The organism is Pseudomonas sp. B2021, assembly GCF_018135665.1.
GTDB lineage: Bacteria > Pseudomonadota > Gammaproteobacteria > Pseudomonadales > Pseudomonadaceae > Aquipseudomonas > Aquipseudomonas lactis.
Map to the genome: position 1 here is coordinate 3330558 of NZ_SMOF01000001.1, position 15109 is coordinate 3345666.

General features: G+C 61.8%; 13 protein-coding genes and 1 pseudogene. 5 read left to right on the forward strand and 9 right to left on the reverse strand.

Annotated features, from left to right (window positions below):
• Nucleotides 1–11: 11 nt before the first annotated feature.
• The 6 genes from E1K68_RS14850 to E1K68_RS14875 all read right to left on the reverse strand — a co-directional run bounded on the left by E1K68_RS14850 (nucleotide 12) and on the right by E1K68_RS14875 (nucleotide 6659).
• Entirely contained in the window at nucleotides 12–773 is a 762-nt protein-coding gene (locus E1K68_RS14850; RefSeq protein WP_057709965.1) for a 1,6-dihydroxycyclohexa-2,4-diene-1-carboxylate dehydrogenase, read from the reverse strand.
• Nucleotides 774–783: 10 nt separating this feature from the next.
• On the reverse strand, nucleotides 784–1806 hold the full coding sequence (benC, locus tag E1K68_RS14855; RefSeq protein WP_212614331.1) for a benzoate 1,2-dioxygenase electron transfer component BenC: 1023 nt from the start codon (nucleotides 1804–1806) through the stop codon (nucleotides 784–786).
• A 10-nt stretch (nucleotides 1807–1816) separates the two neighbouring features.
• Complete coding sequence (benB, locus tag E1K68_RS14860; protein ID WP_169911985.1) at nucleotides 1817–2305, reverse strand: benzoate 1,2-dioxygenase small subunit; 489 nt, start codon at nucleotides 2303–2305, stop codon at nucleotides 1817–1819.
• Complete coding sequence (locus tag E1K68_RS14865; RefSeq protein ID WP_003191120.1) at nucleotides 2302–3678, reverse strand: Rieske 2Fe-2S domain-containing protein; 1377 nt, start codon at nucleotides 3676–3678, stop codon at nucleotides 2302–2304. The genes benB and E1K68_RS14865 overlap by 4 nt, the downstream gene beginning before the upstream one ends.
• 107 nt (nucleotides 3679–3785) lie before the next feature.
• A complete protein-coding gene (locus E1K68_RS14870; protein ID WP_003191119.1) occupies nucleotides 3786–4733 on the reverse strand; it encodes an AraC family transcriptional regulator in 948 nt (315 codons plus the stop codon).
• A gap of 117 nt (nucleotides 4734–4850) precedes the next feature.
• Complete coding sequence (locus E1K68_RS14875) at nucleotides 4851–6659, reverse strand: ABC transporter ATP-binding protein (protein WP_212614897.1); 1809 nt, start codon at nucleotides 6657–6659, stop codon at nucleotides 4851–4853.
• Between the two features lie 498 nt (nucleotides 6660–7157).
• Between E1K68_RS14875 and E1K68_RS14880 the strand changes: the two genes are divergently transcribed.
• The 4 genes from E1K68_RS14880 to E1K68_RS14895 are packed head-to-tail and all read left to right on the forward strand — an operon-like array spanning nucleotide 7158 to nucleotide 12216.
• Nucleotides 7158–8771: an ABC transporter substrate-binding protein gene (locus E1K68_RS14880; RefSeq protein ID WP_034135663.1), complete on the forward strand. Its 1614-nt coding sequence runs from the start codon at nucleotides 7158–7160 to the stop codon at nucleotides 8769–8771.
• Nucleotides 8768–9718: an ABC transporter permease gene (locus E1K68_RS14885; protein ID WP_003191116.1), complete on the forward strand. Its 951-nt coding sequence runs from the start codon at nucleotides 8768–8770 to the stop codon at nucleotides 9716–9718. Before E1K68_RS14880 ends, E1K68_RS14885 begins: the two co-directional genes overlap by 4 nt.
• A 3-nt stretch (nucleotides 9719–9721) precedes the next feature.
• Nucleotides 9722–10606 carry an ABC transporter permease gene (locus E1K68_RS14890; protein ID WP_003191115.1) on the forward strand — a complete coding sequence of 295 codons (885 nt, stop codon included), beginning with the start codon at nucleotides 9722–9724 and terminating at the stop codon, nucleotides 10604–10606.
• On the forward strand, nucleotides 10603–12216 hold the full coding sequence (locus E1K68_RS14895; protein WP_212614332.1) for an ABC transporter ATP-binding protein: 1614 nt from the start codon (nucleotides 10603–10605) through the stop codon (nucleotides 12214–12216). Before E1K68_RS14890 ends, E1K68_RS14895 begins: the two co-directional genes overlap by 4 nt.
• A gap of 42 nt (nucleotides 12217–12258) precedes the next feature.
• On the opposite strand, the gene E1K68_RS14900 is transcribed toward E1K68_RS14895, so the two are convergent.
• Together E1K68_RS14900 and E1K68_RS14905 are read right to left on the reverse strand one after the other, a co-directional pair.
• Nucleotides 12259–12417: a hypothetical protein gene (locus E1K68_RS14900; RefSeq protein ID WP_212614333.1), complete on the reverse strand. Its 159-nt coding sequence runs from the start codon at nucleotides 12415–12417 to the stop codon at nucleotides 12259–12261.
• Nucleotides 12418–12555: 138 nt separating this feature from the next.
• Nucleotides 12556–13539, reverse strand: coding sequence for a 5'-nucleotidase (locus tag E1K68_RS14905; RefSeq protein WP_003191112.1), 984 nt, complete (start codon nucleotides 13537–13539; stop codon nucleotides 12556–12558).
• Nucleotides 13540–13751: 212 nt separating this feature from the next.
• Here E1K68_RS14905 and E1K68_RS27850 point away from each other — a divergent pair.
• Nucleotides 13752–13990, forward strand: a pseudogene (locus E1K68_RS27850) (hypothetical protein); the annotation flags it as partial.
• On the opposite strand, the gene E1K68_RS14915 reads toward E1K68_RS27850, so the two are convergent.
• Nucleotides 13929–14864 carry a helix-turn-helix domain-containing protein gene (locus E1K68_RS14915; protein WP_003191111.1) on the reverse strand — a complete coding sequence of 312 codons (936 nt, stop codon included), beginning with the start codon at nucleotides 14862–14864 and terminating at the stop codon, nucleotides 13929–13931. The pseudogene E1K68_RS27850 and the gene E1K68_RS14915 overlap by 62 nt on opposite strands.
• Between the last annotated feature and the right edge of the window lie 245 nt (nucleotides 14865–15109).

Consider the following 15109-nt stretch of genomic DNA (forward strand, 5'->3'; position numbering starts at 1 on the left):
TGAAAAAAGCCTTAGCCGAGGTCGCCGCCGCCCACCGGCAAGGTCACGCCGGTGATGTAGGAGGCCTCGTCGCAGGCCAGGAACAGAATTGCGCCAGCTTGTTCGTCGATGCTGCCGTAGCGTTTCATCGAGCTGCTCTCGAGGGTCTGGTCGACGATCTGCTGGTACCACACACGCTCTTGCTCGCTCTGCGGGTGGCTGTTACGCGGGATGCGCCGTGGCGGTGCCTCGGTGCCGCCGGGCGCGGTGGCGTTGACGCGAATCCCGCTGCCTGCAGTCTCCAGGGCCAGGCAGGCCGTCAAGGCATTCACGCCGCCCTTGGCTGCGCCATAGGGCACGCGATTGACCCCGCGTGTGGCCACGGAAGACACGTTGACGATCGCGCCCGCGCCCTGCTCCAGCATATAGGGCAGCACGCAATGGCAGCACCACAACGTAGGGAACAGCGAGCGGCGCACTTCGGCCTCGATTTCAGCCTCGGCATAATGCTCAAAAGGCTTGGCCCAGATGGTCCCGCCGACGTTATTGACCAGCACGTCTATGCGCCCGAAACGCGCCGTGGCGGCGGCCATTACCCGTGCGCACTCGCTGTATTGTTCCAGGTCGGCGGTCAGCAGTAGCGCTCGCTCATGCTGCAATTCATGCACGAGCTCGGAGCGATCCACCGCGACCAGCCAGGCCCCCTCCTCCAGCAAGCGTTCGGCGACACGTCGGCCGATGCCTTGCGCAGCGCCGGTAACCAGCGCGACCTTGTTGTTAAACCGTTGAGTCATGCGGCAGTCCTCAGGCGGCATCGCACGTGGCGACGGCGTTAGGGGTGAATTTCTCGTAATGGAAGCTGGCCGGGGTCACGCTTTGCTGCTTGAAGTGCTCGCGCACCGCATCGACCATCGGCGGCGGGCCGCACAGGTACACGTCGACATCGCCGCCATTGAGGGCTTCGTCGGCCATGTGCTGGGTCACATAGCCCTGGCGCGGGTGAGTGGTGTGCGGATCAGCCACGCAGGTCACCAGGTTGAAGTCGGGCAAACGCGCGGTAAAAGCCTGCAACGCCTCAATCATCACCAGGTCCTGATCCCGCGTTACGCCGTAGATCAACCGGATCGGGCGGGTTTCCTGGCGCTGCGCGAGCACTTCAAGCATCGACAGGAACGGCGCCAGGCCGGTACCACCGGCCAGTAACAGCAGCGGCCGCGCCACCTCACGCAGGTAGAAACTCCCCAGTGGGCCGGTGATCGCCACGCTGTCGCCCGGCTGGGCGCGCTCGAGCCAACCGCTCATCAACCCGCCGGGCACGTGCTTGATCAGGAAGCTGGCGCGCGGGTCGCCCGGGGGACTGCTGAAGGAGTAAGCACGAGTCTGCCCACTGTCGGGCACGCTGATATTCACGTACTGGCCGGGCAGGAATACCGGCGCCTGGTCCAGTTCGAAACTCACCTCCAGCGCCGCATCGGCATGTCGGGTGATGCCGGCCAGCGTCGCGGCAAAGTGCGTGGTGCCGGTCTTGCAGGCGCTGGACGGCACCGGCACGGCGATCACGCAGTCGGACTGCGGCACCATTTGGCAGGTCAGCACCTGGCGCGCCTGCGCTTCGTCGGCGCTCAGGGCGTCGTCGATAAAGTCGTCGCCCAGGTCGTAGGCGCCGGTTTCACAGCGGCATTTGCAGGTGCCGCACACGCCGTCCGAGCAGTCCATGGGCAGGTTGATGCGTTGGCGGAAGGCCGCATCGAGCACCTTTTCTCCCACCTTGCAGTCGATGAAGCGGGTCACTCCATCCTCGAAGTTCAAGGCGATGGCATACGTCATGGCGGTGTCCTCAGATATGGTAGATGTCGATGACCTGGTGGATGTAATCGTTTTTCAGCACCACCTTCTTGCGCGTTATCAGCGGCTGCTCGGCACGGATGTCGAGGCGATAGAAGGAGGTACCGAAATAACTGTCGGTGGTTTTGTAGCGGTGGCTGAGGGTGTGCCAGTTGAAACGCAGGTCCACCTGCGCGCCGTCGTCGGCCAGCACTTCGAGGTTGCACAGCATGTGCACGGTGCGCGGCTCGGGCGTGCTGGCGCTGGAGCGCTCAGTCTTGATGCGAAAGATGCGGTCTTCCAGGCCGTCACGGTTGGGGTAGTAGATCAGCGAGATTTCGCGCTGCGGGTCTTCGGTAAGAGTGTCGTGATCGTCCCAGGCGGGCATCCAGAACTCGGCCTTGGGCGAATAGCAGGCCAGCCATTCATCCCATTGGCGGTCGTCGAGCAGGCGCGCTTCACGGTAAAGAAAATCCAGCAGGTGGTCCCGGGCAAGACTCATGGCAGCACCTCACAGTCGCTGGCTATCAGCCCTTGCTGTTCGCGCTCGATTGCACGCTGCAGGCTTTGGGCCCAGTGCGCATGCTGGCGCACAAACAAGCCCTCGTCCTCGGTCTTGACCCCGCTGAGCTGCGGTTGCATACCCATGGCCAAGGCATTTTCGTCCGCACCCTCGACCCACTGCTTGGCGCCACGGCTCAAGTCATTCCACAGGGTGCTCGCGCCCTGGTAACCGGTCTGGCAGGCGCGGAACTCCTCGAGGTCATCCGGGGTGCCCATGCCGCTGACATTGAAGAAGTCTTCGTACTGGCGAATCCGCGTGGCGCGCTCCTGGGCGCTTTCGCCGATGGGCGCCATGCAATAGATTGTCACTTCGGTTTTATCCACGGCGAGGGGCCGCACCACGCGGATCTGGGTCGAGAACTGGTCCATCAGGTACACATTGGGGTAGAGACAGAGGTTGCGGGTCTGGTCGACGATAAAGTCGGCGCGCGCTTGGCCCAGGCGTTCGGCCAAGGCCTCGCGGTGAGCGTGCACCGGGCGCACTTGGGGGTTAAGCAGGCGCGTCCACAGCAGGATATGCCCGTGGTCGAAGGCGTAGACGCCGCCCAGGCTTTTCGACCAGCCATTGGCGTCGACGGTGCGCGTGCCTTCGGCGTCGTAGTTGCGCCGGCCCATGGTCGCCGAGTAGTTCCAGTGCACGGAGCTGACGTGGTAACCGTCGGCGCCGTTTTCGATTTGCAGCTTCCAGTTGCCGTCATAGACATAGGATGAGCTGCCGCGCAGCACCTCCAGGCCCAAAGGGGCCTGGTCGACCATCTGGTCGATGATGACGCGGGTTTCGCCCAAGTAATCGCTGAGTTCCGGCACCGCATCGCTGAGGCTGGCGAACAGGAAACCGCGGTAGTTTTCAAAGCGCGCCAGGCGCTTGAGGTCATGGGAGCCGTCGCAGTCGAAGCTGTCCGGGTAGGCGCCGGTCTTTGCGTCCTTTACCTTGAGCAGCTTGCCGGCGTTGCTGAACGTCCAGCCATGGAAGGGGCAAGTGAATGAGCCCTTGTTGCCTTGTTTGCGCCGGCACAACATGGCGCCGCGATGCGCGCAGGCGTTGACCAGGCCATGCAGCGCGCCGTGCTTGTCACGGGTGATGACCACCGGCTGGCGGCCGATCCAGGTGGTGAAGTAATCGTTGATCTGCGGCACCTGGCTTTCATGGGCCAGGTAGATCCAGCCGCCTTCGAAGATGTGTTTCATCTCCAGGGCAAACAGGTCGGGGTCGGTGAAGATGTCGCGGCGGCAGCGGAACACCCCAGTGGCGGGGTCTTCCTGTACGGACTCGCGCAATTGGCAGGCGAGTCGGTCGAGTGTACTGATCATGGGGCGGGCCCTCCGTTGTTCTTGTATCAGGCGCCCTCACCGTACGTGCTCGCCCTGCCCGTCAATATCCGCTGCCTGCACATCGCTATCCGCCAGGCGCACGTCGCTTAACGATGGCGTTTCCAGGTCTGCGACGGCAGTTCGCCGAAGCGTTTGCGATAGGCTTCGGAAAACCGCCCCAGGTGCATGAACCCATGGTCCAAAGCCACCTCGGTCACGCTGCGCGTGCTGCTTAGTTGCAAGCGTGCATGTACGCGTTCGAGCTTGCAGCGGCGTACGTAATCGCGCGGCGACAGCCCCACCTGGCGCTCAAACAGGCTGTACAGCGAACGTTCACTGACGTTGGCCACGGCCATCAACTGCTCGACGCTGATGTCATCGCCCAGGTGCTGCTGGATAAATTCGTGCACCGCTTCAAACCCACCGCCGTGGGCAGCCCGGGGGGGCACCCGCGACACATTGCTGCCCAGCAATGCCAGCAGCTTGTTGGCCACGATGCGTTCGTACAGGCCTTGCATGTGGGGCTCGGCAGCGTTTTCCGCCTCATGGCAGATCAACCCGAGCAACGGCAGGAAGCCGCCCATTTCACTGAGCGCGTGGCGGGCCGTCGTGAAGCGGACCCCCGCCCGCGGCAGGCTCCAGTGCTGCTCCAGGCAGGCGTTTTCCAGCAGGCGCACCGGCAGTTTGATGATGAATTTTTCGCAGTCGGCGGAATAGGTCAGGTCTACCGGGTCGTCCGGATTGATCAGCAGGATTTCCCCCGGCCCGAACACATCATCCTCGCCACGGGAGTTGGAGCGGCAATGCCCGCTCAAGAGGATCTGCAGGTGGTAGATGGTCTCCAGCGCCACCGACGTGACCCGCACCGGTGCGCCGTAGCTGATGCGGCACAGGTCCAGGCTGGCGAAGGTGCGATGGCTGATACTTGCCCGGGGCTGGCCCCTGGGAGGCAGGCGAATGCAGTGGCTGCCCACATGCTGGTTGACGTAGTCCGACACCGCGTAGGCATCGGCGCCCTGGAAAATCTGGCTGCGCTCACTCAATAGCACGGTCATGGTCGCGACTCTTTTATCGTTATTGGGCTCAGGCTGACGCTTGGGTAGGGGGGCGTCCAATATGGATAAAGTCTGGAGGGATACCCTGGAGGTATCGTCGGGCGTGGCGCTCGGGACCTAGCGATACCCCCGCGCCTGAACATCGAACAACTCGGCATAGCGTCCACCCGCCGCCATCAGTTGGTGATGACTGCCCTCCTCCAGGATTCGCCCGCCGTCCAGCACGATGATGTGGTCGGCATTGCGCACGCTGGAGAATCGATGGGAAATCAACAACGTCATGCGGCCCTTGGCGTGTTCGCGAAAGTGCTCGAACACCGCCGCCTCGGCGCCGGCGTCCAGCGCCGCCGTCGGCTCGTCAAGAATCAGCAGATCCGCCTCCTGGCGCATATATGCGCGTGACAACCCAACCTTCTGCCATTGCCCACCCGACAACTCCTGGCCGCCAAGCCAGCGCCCTAACGGTGTGCCGTAGGTCTTGCTCAGGCGTTCGATGAACCCGGCGGCCACCCCCTGGGTTGCAGCCTTGCGCCAACGCACCTCGTCGTTCAGCGCATCGACGTCACCCACGCCAAGGTTCTCGCCGACGGTCATCTGGTAGCGGATGTAATCCTGGAAAATCACCCCAATGCGCTGGCGCAGTGTCTGTTCATCCCAGTCTTGCAAGTCGCTGCCATCCAGCAGAATACGCCCCTCGTGCGGGGTATACAGGCGCGTGAGCAGTTTGATCAGGCTGGTTTTGCCCGAGCCATTCTCGCCCACCAGGGCCAGGCTTTGCCCCGGCGCCAAGTGCAGGTTGATGTCAGTCAATGCCGGCCCCTCAGCGCCGGGGTAACTGAACCCCACGTGCTCGCAACGCAGACCGTCGCCGGGACGCGCGCCCTGGGTAAGCCGGCCACTCGGCACGACCACTGGGGTTAGCAGGTACTCATAAAGGTCTGAGAGAAACAGACTGTCGTCATACAGGCCGGCAATCGCGCTGAGGCTGGCGGTGATCGCGCTTTGCCCCTGCTTGAACAGCACGATGTACATGGTCATCTGCCCCAGGCTGGTCTGGCCGCGCACGGTGTCCAGCACCACCCAGGCGTAAGCCACATAAAACGCCGCGGTGCCCAGCAGGCCCAGGGCAAAGCCCCAGGCATCCCGGCGCACCGTCAACTGGCGGTCTTCGGCGTACAAGCGTCGGGCGTTGTCGCGGTAGCGCTTGAGGAACAGCGGCGCCAGGCCGAACAGCTTGACCTCTTTGGCATGGGTCTCGTGGGACAGCAGCGATTCCAGGTAATTCTGCTGACGGGTCTCCGGCGCACGCCGGTGGAACAGGCGAAACGCATTGCCCGAGAAATGCGTCTCGGCGAAGAAAACCGGTAAGGCGCCGACCACCAGAATCACCAGCGCCCACGGCGAAAAGTGCACTAACAACACGGCAAAGCTGACCAGCGAGATCAGGTTCTGCACCAACCCCAGGCCCTTGGTGACCAGGCTCAGCGGCCGTGTCGACGCGCCCTGGCGCACGCGCACCAGCTTGTCGTGGAACTCGGCGTCTTCAAATTGCGTGAGCGAGAGGGTCTGGGCCTTCTCCAGAATCATCAGGTTGACCTTCACCCCCAACTGCACCCGCAGCAACGATTGCTGCATTGACAACGCACGCTGAGCGGCGGCCAGCAGCCCCAACACGCCCGCCTCGGCCAGCACGTATTGCATCACTGGCCACACGGGTGCCTGGCTGCCGGCTGCATGAATCTGCATCGCATGCACCACGCCATCGACAATACGCTGGCCGATCCAGGCAGCCAGCGCAGGCAACAGACCTGCAACGATGGTGGCCAGCAGCAGGCCTATGAATAAGGGGCGCGACGTCCCCCAGACCAGCTTCAGTGCCCTGCGCGCCTGGATGGAAAACGCGCTCAATCGATTGAACAGCACCATCAATGGCATGGACTCCGTGTGGGATTTAGGGGTGAGACGGGTGGATTATGACAGGCGATGACGTCGCGCACATCCAACGGCGAGCCGACACGCCGCGCCAGCCGGGTAATAAAAATAGGTGATCTTATAAAACCACAAGATAACAATATCTAATAATTAGCTTATTCTAAAAAAGACTTTCCCCGCAGTTTTTTATAGAGATATCTTCACTTCACAGACCGACCCCATGCCTGGCGGAGGACGTACCCCCGACATGGATCTCTCTCGATATGCCCGATATTTCTCATCCCGCCCCGCTGAAAAAATTCCACCTGTCGCTGTTGACCGGTTCGCTGCTGGCGGCGGTACCCGCCCACCGGCCGCGCGGCGGTGCCGGAGGTGTTTCCTGACGGCTACTACCCGCTGAACAACCTCAAGGACCGCGACTACACCAAGCTGGCCTACGACTTCTGATTCACATCGCCAAACGAGGGCACCCCATTGAACACCTCCAACTTGATGAGCCGTCTGCTGGCCCCCTGCGCCCTGGCGATCAGCCTGGCCGCCTGCTCACCTTCGGGTGACCAGGCGCAAGCGAACAAAACCCTGAACATTGCATTTTTTGGCGACAACACCACCCTGGTCAGCGTCGACCCATTCCAGGTGTACTGGCTGGAACACCGCGTTCTGCTGCGCAATGTCGCCGAGTCGCTCACCGACCAGGACCCGGCAACCGGCAAGATCATCCCCTGGCTGGCCAAGAGCTGGGAGATCAGTGACGACGCGCTGACCTACACCTTTCACTTACGCGACAACGTGACGTTCAGCAACGGCGAGCGCTTCGACGCTAACGCGGTAAAAACCGCGTTCGACAGCGACAAGGCACTGGCCACCCAACTGCCGGCGACCTTCGGCGCCACCTACCTGGCAGGTTATGACCACGCCGAAGTGGTCGACGACTTCACCGTCAAGCTGGTACTGGCTAAACCCAACGCGGGCTTTTTACAAGCCACTTCTACCACCAACTTGGCAATCCTTGCGCCCGCGTCCTATGCACTCACGGTCAAGGAACGCTCTCTGGGCAAGATCATCGGTACCGGGCCGTTTGTGCTGGCCAGCTATACCCCGGAAGTCGGCGCGCGCCTGACAAAACGCAAGGGTTACGCGTGGCCCTCGGCGAATATGAAGAACCCGGGTGAGGCACACCTGGACGCCGTCGACATCAGCTACATCCCCGAAGAGAGCGTGCGCAACGGCCTGTTCTTGCAGGGCAAGGCCGACATCCTGTGGCCACGCAACCCGTTTTCGGAGGTCGACCTCAAGCTGTTCCAGTCCAAGGGCGCGACCATCCAGAGCCGCTCGCTGCCGGGCCCGGCGCTGAATCTGTACCCCAACACCCGTGGCGAGCGCATCCTCGCCGATCAACAAGTGCGCCTGGCCGTGCAGAAGTCCATCGACCGCAAGAGCTACGCCAGCACCGTATATAACGCCGAGTTCCCAGTGGTGGATGGCATCTTTGACGTGACCACGCCTTACTTCAAAAGCCAGGGCAGCAAGCTCGGCTACGACCCGGCAGCTGCCGAAAAACTGTTGGATCAAGCCGGCTGGGCCAAGGGCGCGGACGGTTACCGCAGCAAAAACGGCAAGCGTCTGAGCCTGAGCTACAACATCAGCCCGGCCGAAACCGCGGGTGACGTGCTGATTCAGGACCAACTGCGCAAGGTCGGCATCGAACTGAAGCTCAGCGTGGTGACCCGCGCCGAATGGGTGGCCAACAACTCCGCGGGCAACTACGACCTGACCATCAACTACATGACTCGCGCTGACCCGATCATCCTGCAAACCATCCTCGACCCGCGTAGCGCCAACAGTTCCACCGTGGCCACTAACACCTACGAACCGGCCACCCTGGAAAAAGCCAAGGGCTTGTTCGATGCCGGCATTACGGCCACCCAAGGCGCACAGCGTGCCGCCGCCTATGGCGACCTGCAGGACCTTCTGATCGACGAAAGCTCGGCGTTCCCGGTGTACGAGCGCGTGTGGCAGGCGGCAACGTCGCCGAAGGTGAAGAACTTTCGCTGGACTGCCGAGGGCTTCGCGCTGCTGGGTGATATCGAGATCGGCACACCATGAGCCGCTACCTGATCGCACGCGTCGGCCAGGCCTTGCTGGTGTTGTGGGGGGCCTATAGCATCACCTACTTGATCCTCTATCTGCTGCCGGGCGACACGCTGTCGATCATGCTCAGTGCTTCGGGCATGGAGGCCGATTCACTGTCGGTGGCCGACCTGGCCAAGGCGCGGGCCTATTATGGCCTGGACAAGGGCCTGTTCGAGCAATATGTCGACCTGCTGCTGGGCGCCTTGCACGGCGACTTCGGCCAGTCCCTGTCGCTGAACCGCCCGGTATCCGAGTTACTCGCCGAGCGCCTGCCGCAAACCCTGTCCTTGGCCGGCCTGGCGATTGTGTTGTCGTTGGTCGGCGGCATCGGCCTGGCCTACCTGACCGCCTACATTCGCTGGCAACCGCTGAAAAAAGCCTTGGCGCGCCTGCCTTCCCTGGGGTTTTCGGTGCCGGTGTTCTGGATGGGCCTGTTGCTGATACAGGTGTTTGCCTTCGGCCTCGGCTGGTTCCCCGCCACCGGCAGCCGGGGCTTTGAAAGCCTGGTGCTGCCGGCGATCACCCTGGCGATTCCAAGTGCGGCGGTGTATGCCCAAGTGCTGCAGCGCAGCTTCCAGGGAGTGTGGCAGGAGTCGTATATCGTCACCGCCTACGCCAAGGGCCTGAGCCGTGGCCAGGTGCAGGCGCGCCATGGGTTTCGCAACGCGGCGCTGCCGATTCTCACCCTGATCGGCCTGCAGGTGGGCAACACGGTGTCCGGTGCGGTGCTGGTGGAAACCATCTTCGCCCGCTCCGGCATCGGCCGCCTGGCCCAGGAGGCTGTGCTGCGCCAGGACATCCCGGTGGTGCTGGCGATTGTCGCGGTGTCGGCGGCAGCCTTTGTGCTGGTCAACCTGCTGGTGGATTTGCTGTACCCGTGGCTCGACCCGCGCATTTCCCACACGCCAAAGGTGTCCTAGACCATGACGATCCTTGAGCAAAACCTCGGCCTTACGCCCCCACTCTGGCAACGCCGCACCCGCCGACAACGTGCCACGGCGGCGGTCATGCCCTTGCTGCGGCGACCGGGCTTTAGCCTGGCGGTGTTGATTGTGTTGTTTTCACTGCTCGCCGCCGTGGCGCCGCAGTGGTTGACCAGCTTCGACCCTTATGCCACCGCACCTGCGGTCAAGCTCACGGCGCCGAACCTGACCCACTGGTTCGGCACCGACGAGTTGGGCCGCGACCTGTACACCCGGATGGTCTACGGCTCCAGCCTGTCGGTGCTGGCGGCCTTTCTGGCGGTGGGGATCGCGTTGTTGGGCGGGCTCGGGCTGGGCATTCTGTCCGGCTTTGCCGGTGGGCGTATCGACGCGGTAATCATGCGGTTTGTCGACGTGTTGCTCGCCTTGCCCGGCTTGCTGCTGGCCCTGGCGATTGTCACCGCCATCGGCTTCGGCACGGTGCCGGTGGCTATCGCCGTGGGCGTCGGGATTATCCCCGGGTTCGCCCGCACCACCCGCGCCGAAGTGCTGCGCGTCAAGACCCTGCCGTACGTGGAAGCCGCACGCCTGGGCGGCGCCAGCTGGGGCCGCACCTTGCTGCGGCACATCCTGCCCAACGCATGGGGCCCAGTGGCGGTACTGGCGACCCTGGATTTCGGTGCAGCCATCCTCGCCACCGCCGGCCTGAGTTTTCTCGGTTTTGGCGCCGCGCCTCCGGCCGCCGAATGGGGCACGTTGATCGCCAACGGTCGGCACTTTCTGATCACCGCCCCCTGGGTGTCGTTGCTGCCCGGCCTGTTCCTGGTCGCGGTGGTGTTCAGCCTCAACCACATTGCCCGCACGTTCGAGGAGGTTCAGCGATGAATGCTTTAGTTGATGTTCGCCAGCTGAGTGTCAGCTACCGGCACGGCAACCTGGCGGTAAACCAGCTGTCAATGACCATCGCCCAAGGCGAGACGCTGGCGATTGTCGGCGAGTCCGGCTCGGGTAAATCCACCCTGGCCAACGCGATTCTCGGCCTGTTGCCGGGCAGCGCAACCATCAGCGCCGGCGAGCTGTGGGTGGACGGCAACGACCTCACCCACGCCAGCGAACGCCAGAGACGCGGCCTGCGCGGGCGCACCATCGGCCTGGCGCCCCAGGACCCGATGGTCAGCCTCAACCCGACCCTGCGCATTGGCCAGCAGATTGCCGAAGCGCTGATCCTGGCCAAGGGCAAGCGCTACCCCGGCGTCGATGCGGATATCGTCGAGCTACTGCAACAGGTCGGTATCGCCAAGCCGGTACTGCGCGCGCGCCAGTACCCGCATGAACTCTCCGGGGGCATGCGCCAGCGTGTGCTGATCGCCATCGCCCTGGCCGGCAACCCACGCTTGATCATCGCCGACGAACCGACCAGTGCCCTCGACGTCACCGTGCAGCGCAAGATCCTCGACCACCTGAAACGGCTGGTCAGTGAGCGCGGAATTTCCTTGCTGATCATCACCCATGACCTTGGCGTGGCGCTGGATCGCGCCGACCGCGTCCTAGTGATGCAACAGGGACAAGTGGTGGAGCAAGGGGCACCACGGCAGATTCTCGGCGCGCCGCAGCATGACTACACCCGCGCCTTGATCGCCGCGGCGCCAGCGTTCGCCACGCGCCGCCAGCCGCTGGCCCGGCCGGCTCCGACGCAGCCGCCGATCCTGCAGCTGCAAAACGTTGGCAAGACGTTCGCGCTGCCCAAGGTCAAGGGCGAAGACGCGACCTTTGTCGCGCTGGAGGACCTCAGCCTGCAGGTCTACCCCGGGCAGACCCTGGCGATTGTCGGCGAGTCCGGCTCAGGCAAAAGCACCGCGCTGCGCATCGCCCTCGGCCTGGAAAAACCCAGCCGCGGGCGGGTGTGGTTCGAGCAACAGGACGTCACCGACCTCAGCTGGCGCGACTTCCGCCCGCTGCGCCAGCGCCTGCAACTGGTGCAACAAAACCCGTTTGCGGCGCTGGACCCACGCTTCACAGTGTTCGACAGCATCGTCGAACCGCTGGTGTCGTTCGGCTTGCTCAAGGGCCCTGCCCTGGAACAGGCCGCGCGCGAGCTGATCAGTCGCGTGCATTTGCCGGTGAGTTTCCTCGATCGCCTGCCGCGCGAGCTTTCCGGCGGCCAGTGCCAACGGGTCGCCATCGCCCGCGCCCTGGCGCTGAAACCGGATCTATTGCTACTGGATGAACCGGTCAGTGCCCTCGACGTGTCCGTGCAGGCGCACATCCTTGAACTGCTGCAAGAGCTGCAACGGGACATGGGCATCGCCTACGTGCTGGTGTCCCACGACTTGTCGGTGGTCGCCAACTTCGCCCATGAGGTGCTGGTGTTGCGCAATGGCCGGGTGGTCGAACAGGGTTCGGTGGAGCGCATCTTCAACCGCCCGACCAGCGATTACACCCGTGAGCTGATTGGCGCCATCCCTGGCCAGCACGCTATCGCGAGCGCCGCCTGAGCGGCGCTTCACTCGGCAGTGCTGTCACGCGCCGTGATGCCCTTATCCTGAGCATACGCGGTCTGACGTGAAGCAATAGGACAGCCGCACGTTCTTCGTTTCGCCCGCGGCATTGACCGCGTCGAACACTTCCCGGACAGCCAGCCGCCGAGTCTGCAGCTTGAGAAAACCCGTCAGCCAGATTTGCTGATAACGTTTCATTTGGTCTTCAGTCAGCGGTGAAAGCTGGCTCCGCGCTTATCGCTTATATCGTTCCGACTGATAATGTGAGTGGCGAGGACTCTTCGCAGCACAGAACCGATACGAACGCCTGTGACACTGCGCGCTCAAGCCTGCGCGTTACACCTCCTGCCGGACCTGATCCGCTTCAGAATCCAGCGCAACCACTGTCGCACCATGGTTGGTAATGCCGAAAGGAATGTGCACAGATGGCGCAACTGCGCTAGTCGATTGTAGGTGCCCAGATTGATCATCAAAGAAGATGTGCGGTTTCAATACACCTAAAATCCTGCCTTTCTCGATGCCACCCAGAAAGAATGCGTCGTTAGCCATGACACCCCAACTTTTGAGTGTATTCATTGCACGCTCATGAGACGGCGCATTGCGGGCTGTGACGATTGAGACTCGTATGCGGTTTTCGTAGTCAGGATTGAGCTTTTTATGTTGCTCCTCGACCGACTGGATTTTGGATATCCGCACCATGAACTCCTTCAGCGGGCCCGGGTTATGGGGCTGCATAACGTTCTTCACTTCATGCGCATGGAACTCAGACAATCCAGAGGCCTGCATGATTGTTTCGGACTCATCACCGGCAAGGACGCCGTCAAAGTCGAACGCGATGCGTAGGGTTTTATCCGTTTCGTCGTCTTCGAATTTTGAATCGAGCACCTGGCCAGCCGGGTACCCGGCCTTGATAGCCGCTTCCACGTCTTTTTTGTCACCCGACAAAAATAAAGCGATATTCAGAGCAGGTATGTATTCATAAGGGGATTTTCCCTGCATGAAAATCGCCCGTGTCATCCCAAGGCCGTAGTGCTCGATAGTCTTCAGCACGCGCAGCCCAGTATCAGGATCGTTGCGCGAAAGCAGTATGACCTCAACGAGCGGATCCGTAGGATCGACGCTCAGGTCATTCACTGACAGCAAGCGCTTGATGAAGGGGAACGCTATCCCCTTAGGAAGCGGGACGTGAAGATTTTTTTGCTGAAACTTGCGGTATTCCTCCTCCCCCTGTCTCTGAAACACTGCGTCCGATGCCAGCAAATCAAACACAGCGCTGGAAGCGACGCCGATCACCAAGCGATTTTCTAACTCGTAGGGCATTGAAACCTCTCTGGATGCCTCTAAACGCAAATATGGATAGGCATTGAACATGCCGATCGATTTCAAGCACACATCGCGCCTTCTCCCACGCACAGTCAGGCATATCAATCTTCAAATCAATCTGCAGGTTGCTTTATTACGGGTGGATGCAGAAGGTTTACGTTTAGTGGAGCAGCGCGTCGCCGAAGACACCGCCAAAATTGGGGCACTGCGCACCGGGCCTTCGCAGCGATCACCTCGTCTATTCACGCCAGCAGGCCAAACAAACCAAGGAACGGTCAAAAACCCACGCCATATCGTGTTCTATCGTGGGGCAAACGACGACGTGATCGAGGTCGTCAGACTCCTTCATGACGCCATGGAAGCGCAGTTGCACTACCCCGCCAATTTCAATCGCGGCGCAAAAGCGTATTCGGTGCCACGCCAAACGCCTTGCGAAACGCATGGCTGAAATGAGAAAAGTCAGAAAATCCGAAGTCCAGCGCCGCCTCAGACACCGAGCGCACCTGGCCCCGCTCGATCGCTTCTCGGCTGGCATTCAGGCGCTCTTTCCAGATCTCTGCAACGGGGGTTTTTTGGTAGCGGGCGAAGGCCCGCGTAACGGTGCGGGTGGACACGTTGTGGGCTTTGGCGATGGCTTCAATCGACAGGTCCGGCTCGGTCAGGTGGCGTTGGATGTACTGCATGATGCGGCCGTAGAGGTCCATTTCCTGATGGCTGGTTTTCAGGTCCTGCAATTCCAGGCTGATCACAAGCAGATCAAGCACAGCACTTGAGTAACGATTGGAGATGCGCTCATCCTGCAGCGACGCAGGCGTGCTCGCGGCCTGGTGCAGCATTTCGCGCAAGGGCACGACACCTGGGCGCCGGTCGTCGAGGACCATCGCGGTGTACTCGGCAATACGCGGCAGGCGCTCGGTGAGCAACGCTCTGGGAATACGGATCAAGTGGTTTTCGGTACCACCCAGGCTAAAGCGAAACGCCTGGGTTGCGTCATAAAGAAACAAATTGCCCGTGGCCAGGTTGGCTTTTCTTGAGCCTTGCTCGATTTGCCCATGGCCCTTTCGAGCGAAACCCAACCATAAATCTTCAGCCGGGCCGCTGCGCAGGTGCTGTTCGGAACGCTCCCAGTAATGCAGCGGCGAAGACAGCGTACAAATGTCCAGCGCGCCGACTGTATTAAGGGTGAGCGAGCCATCAAAGCGGCTCTGGGACAAGGGTTTGCTATCGGCTGCCAGGCAATGGCGACAGACCACCTCTTTCCAATAATCAAACCGACGTGTTGCAGGGACGGCAAGGGTCGAATACTGAGTGTTCGGGTTCATGACGCTGACCTCGACAACGATGCAATAGGCGCGCGAGAAGTTGTAACGAGCGGCCGATTGTCAGCCATTGAAGCAATTAACACGCCAAATGCAGTGGCAGGCCGGCTGTAGCAACGGTAACTACGATGCGAAGCGAGCCGCTCTTGATCTTGATCTGCTTTTGATCTCAAGCGCCCCGTTAAACCACGCTGGCGGATTACGGGCACACCGAGCCTAAGCGAGGTGCCGAGTGGTGGGGCAAGAGC

Coding starts and splice junctions, on each gene's coding strand:
- E1K68_RS14880 (WP_034135663.1), top strand. CDS start 7,158: ATGAGCCGTCTGCTGGCCCCCTGCGCCCTGGCGATCAGCCTGGCCGCC.
- E1K68_RS14915 (WP_003191111.1), bottom strand. CDS start 14,864: ATGAACCCGAACACTCAGTATTCGACCCTTGCCGTCCCTGCAACACGT.
- E1K68_RS14865 (WP_003191120.1), bottom strand. CDS start 3,678: ATGATCAGTACACTCGACCGACTCGCCTGCCAATTGCGCGAGTCCGTA.
- E1K68_RS14885 (WP_003191116.1), top strand. CDS start 8,768: ATGAGCCGCTACCTGATCGCACGCGTCGGCCAGGCCTTGCTGGTGTTG.
- E1K68_RS14900 (WP_212614333.1), bottom strand. CDS start 12,417: ATGAAACGTTATCAGCAAATCTGGCTGACGGGTTTTCTCAAGCTGCAG.
- benB (WP_169911985.1), bottom strand. CDS start 2,305: ATGAGTCTTGCCCGGGACCACCTGCTGGATTTTCTTTACCGTGAAGCG.
- E1K68_RS14850 (WP_057709965.1), bottom strand. CDS start 773: ATGACTCAACGGTTTAACAACAAGGTCGCGCTGGTTACCGGCGCTGCG.
- E1K68_RS14875 (WP_212614897.1), bottom strand. CDS start 6,659: ATGGTGCTGTTCAATCGATTGAGCGCGTTTTCCATCCAGGCGCGCAGG.
- E1K68_RS14905 (WP_003191112.1), bottom strand. CDS start 13,539: ATGCCCTACGAGTTAGAAAATCGCTTGGTGATCGGCGTCGCTTCCAGC.
- benC (WP_212614331.1), bottom strand. CDS start 1,806: ATGACGTATGCCATCGCCTTGAACTTCGAGGATGGAGTGACCCGCTTC.
- E1K68_RS14895 (WP_212614332.1), top strand. CDS start 10,603: ATGAATGCTTTAGTTGATGTTCGCCAGCTGAGTGTCAGCTACCGGCAC.
- E1K68_RS14890 (WP_003191115.1), top strand. CDS start 9,722: ATGACGATCCTTGAGCAAAACCTCGGCCTTACGCCCCCACTCTGGCAA.
- E1K68_RS14870 (WP_003191119.1), bottom strand. CDS start 4,733: ATGACCGTGCTATTGAGTGAGCGCAGCCAGATTTTCCAGGGCGCCGAT.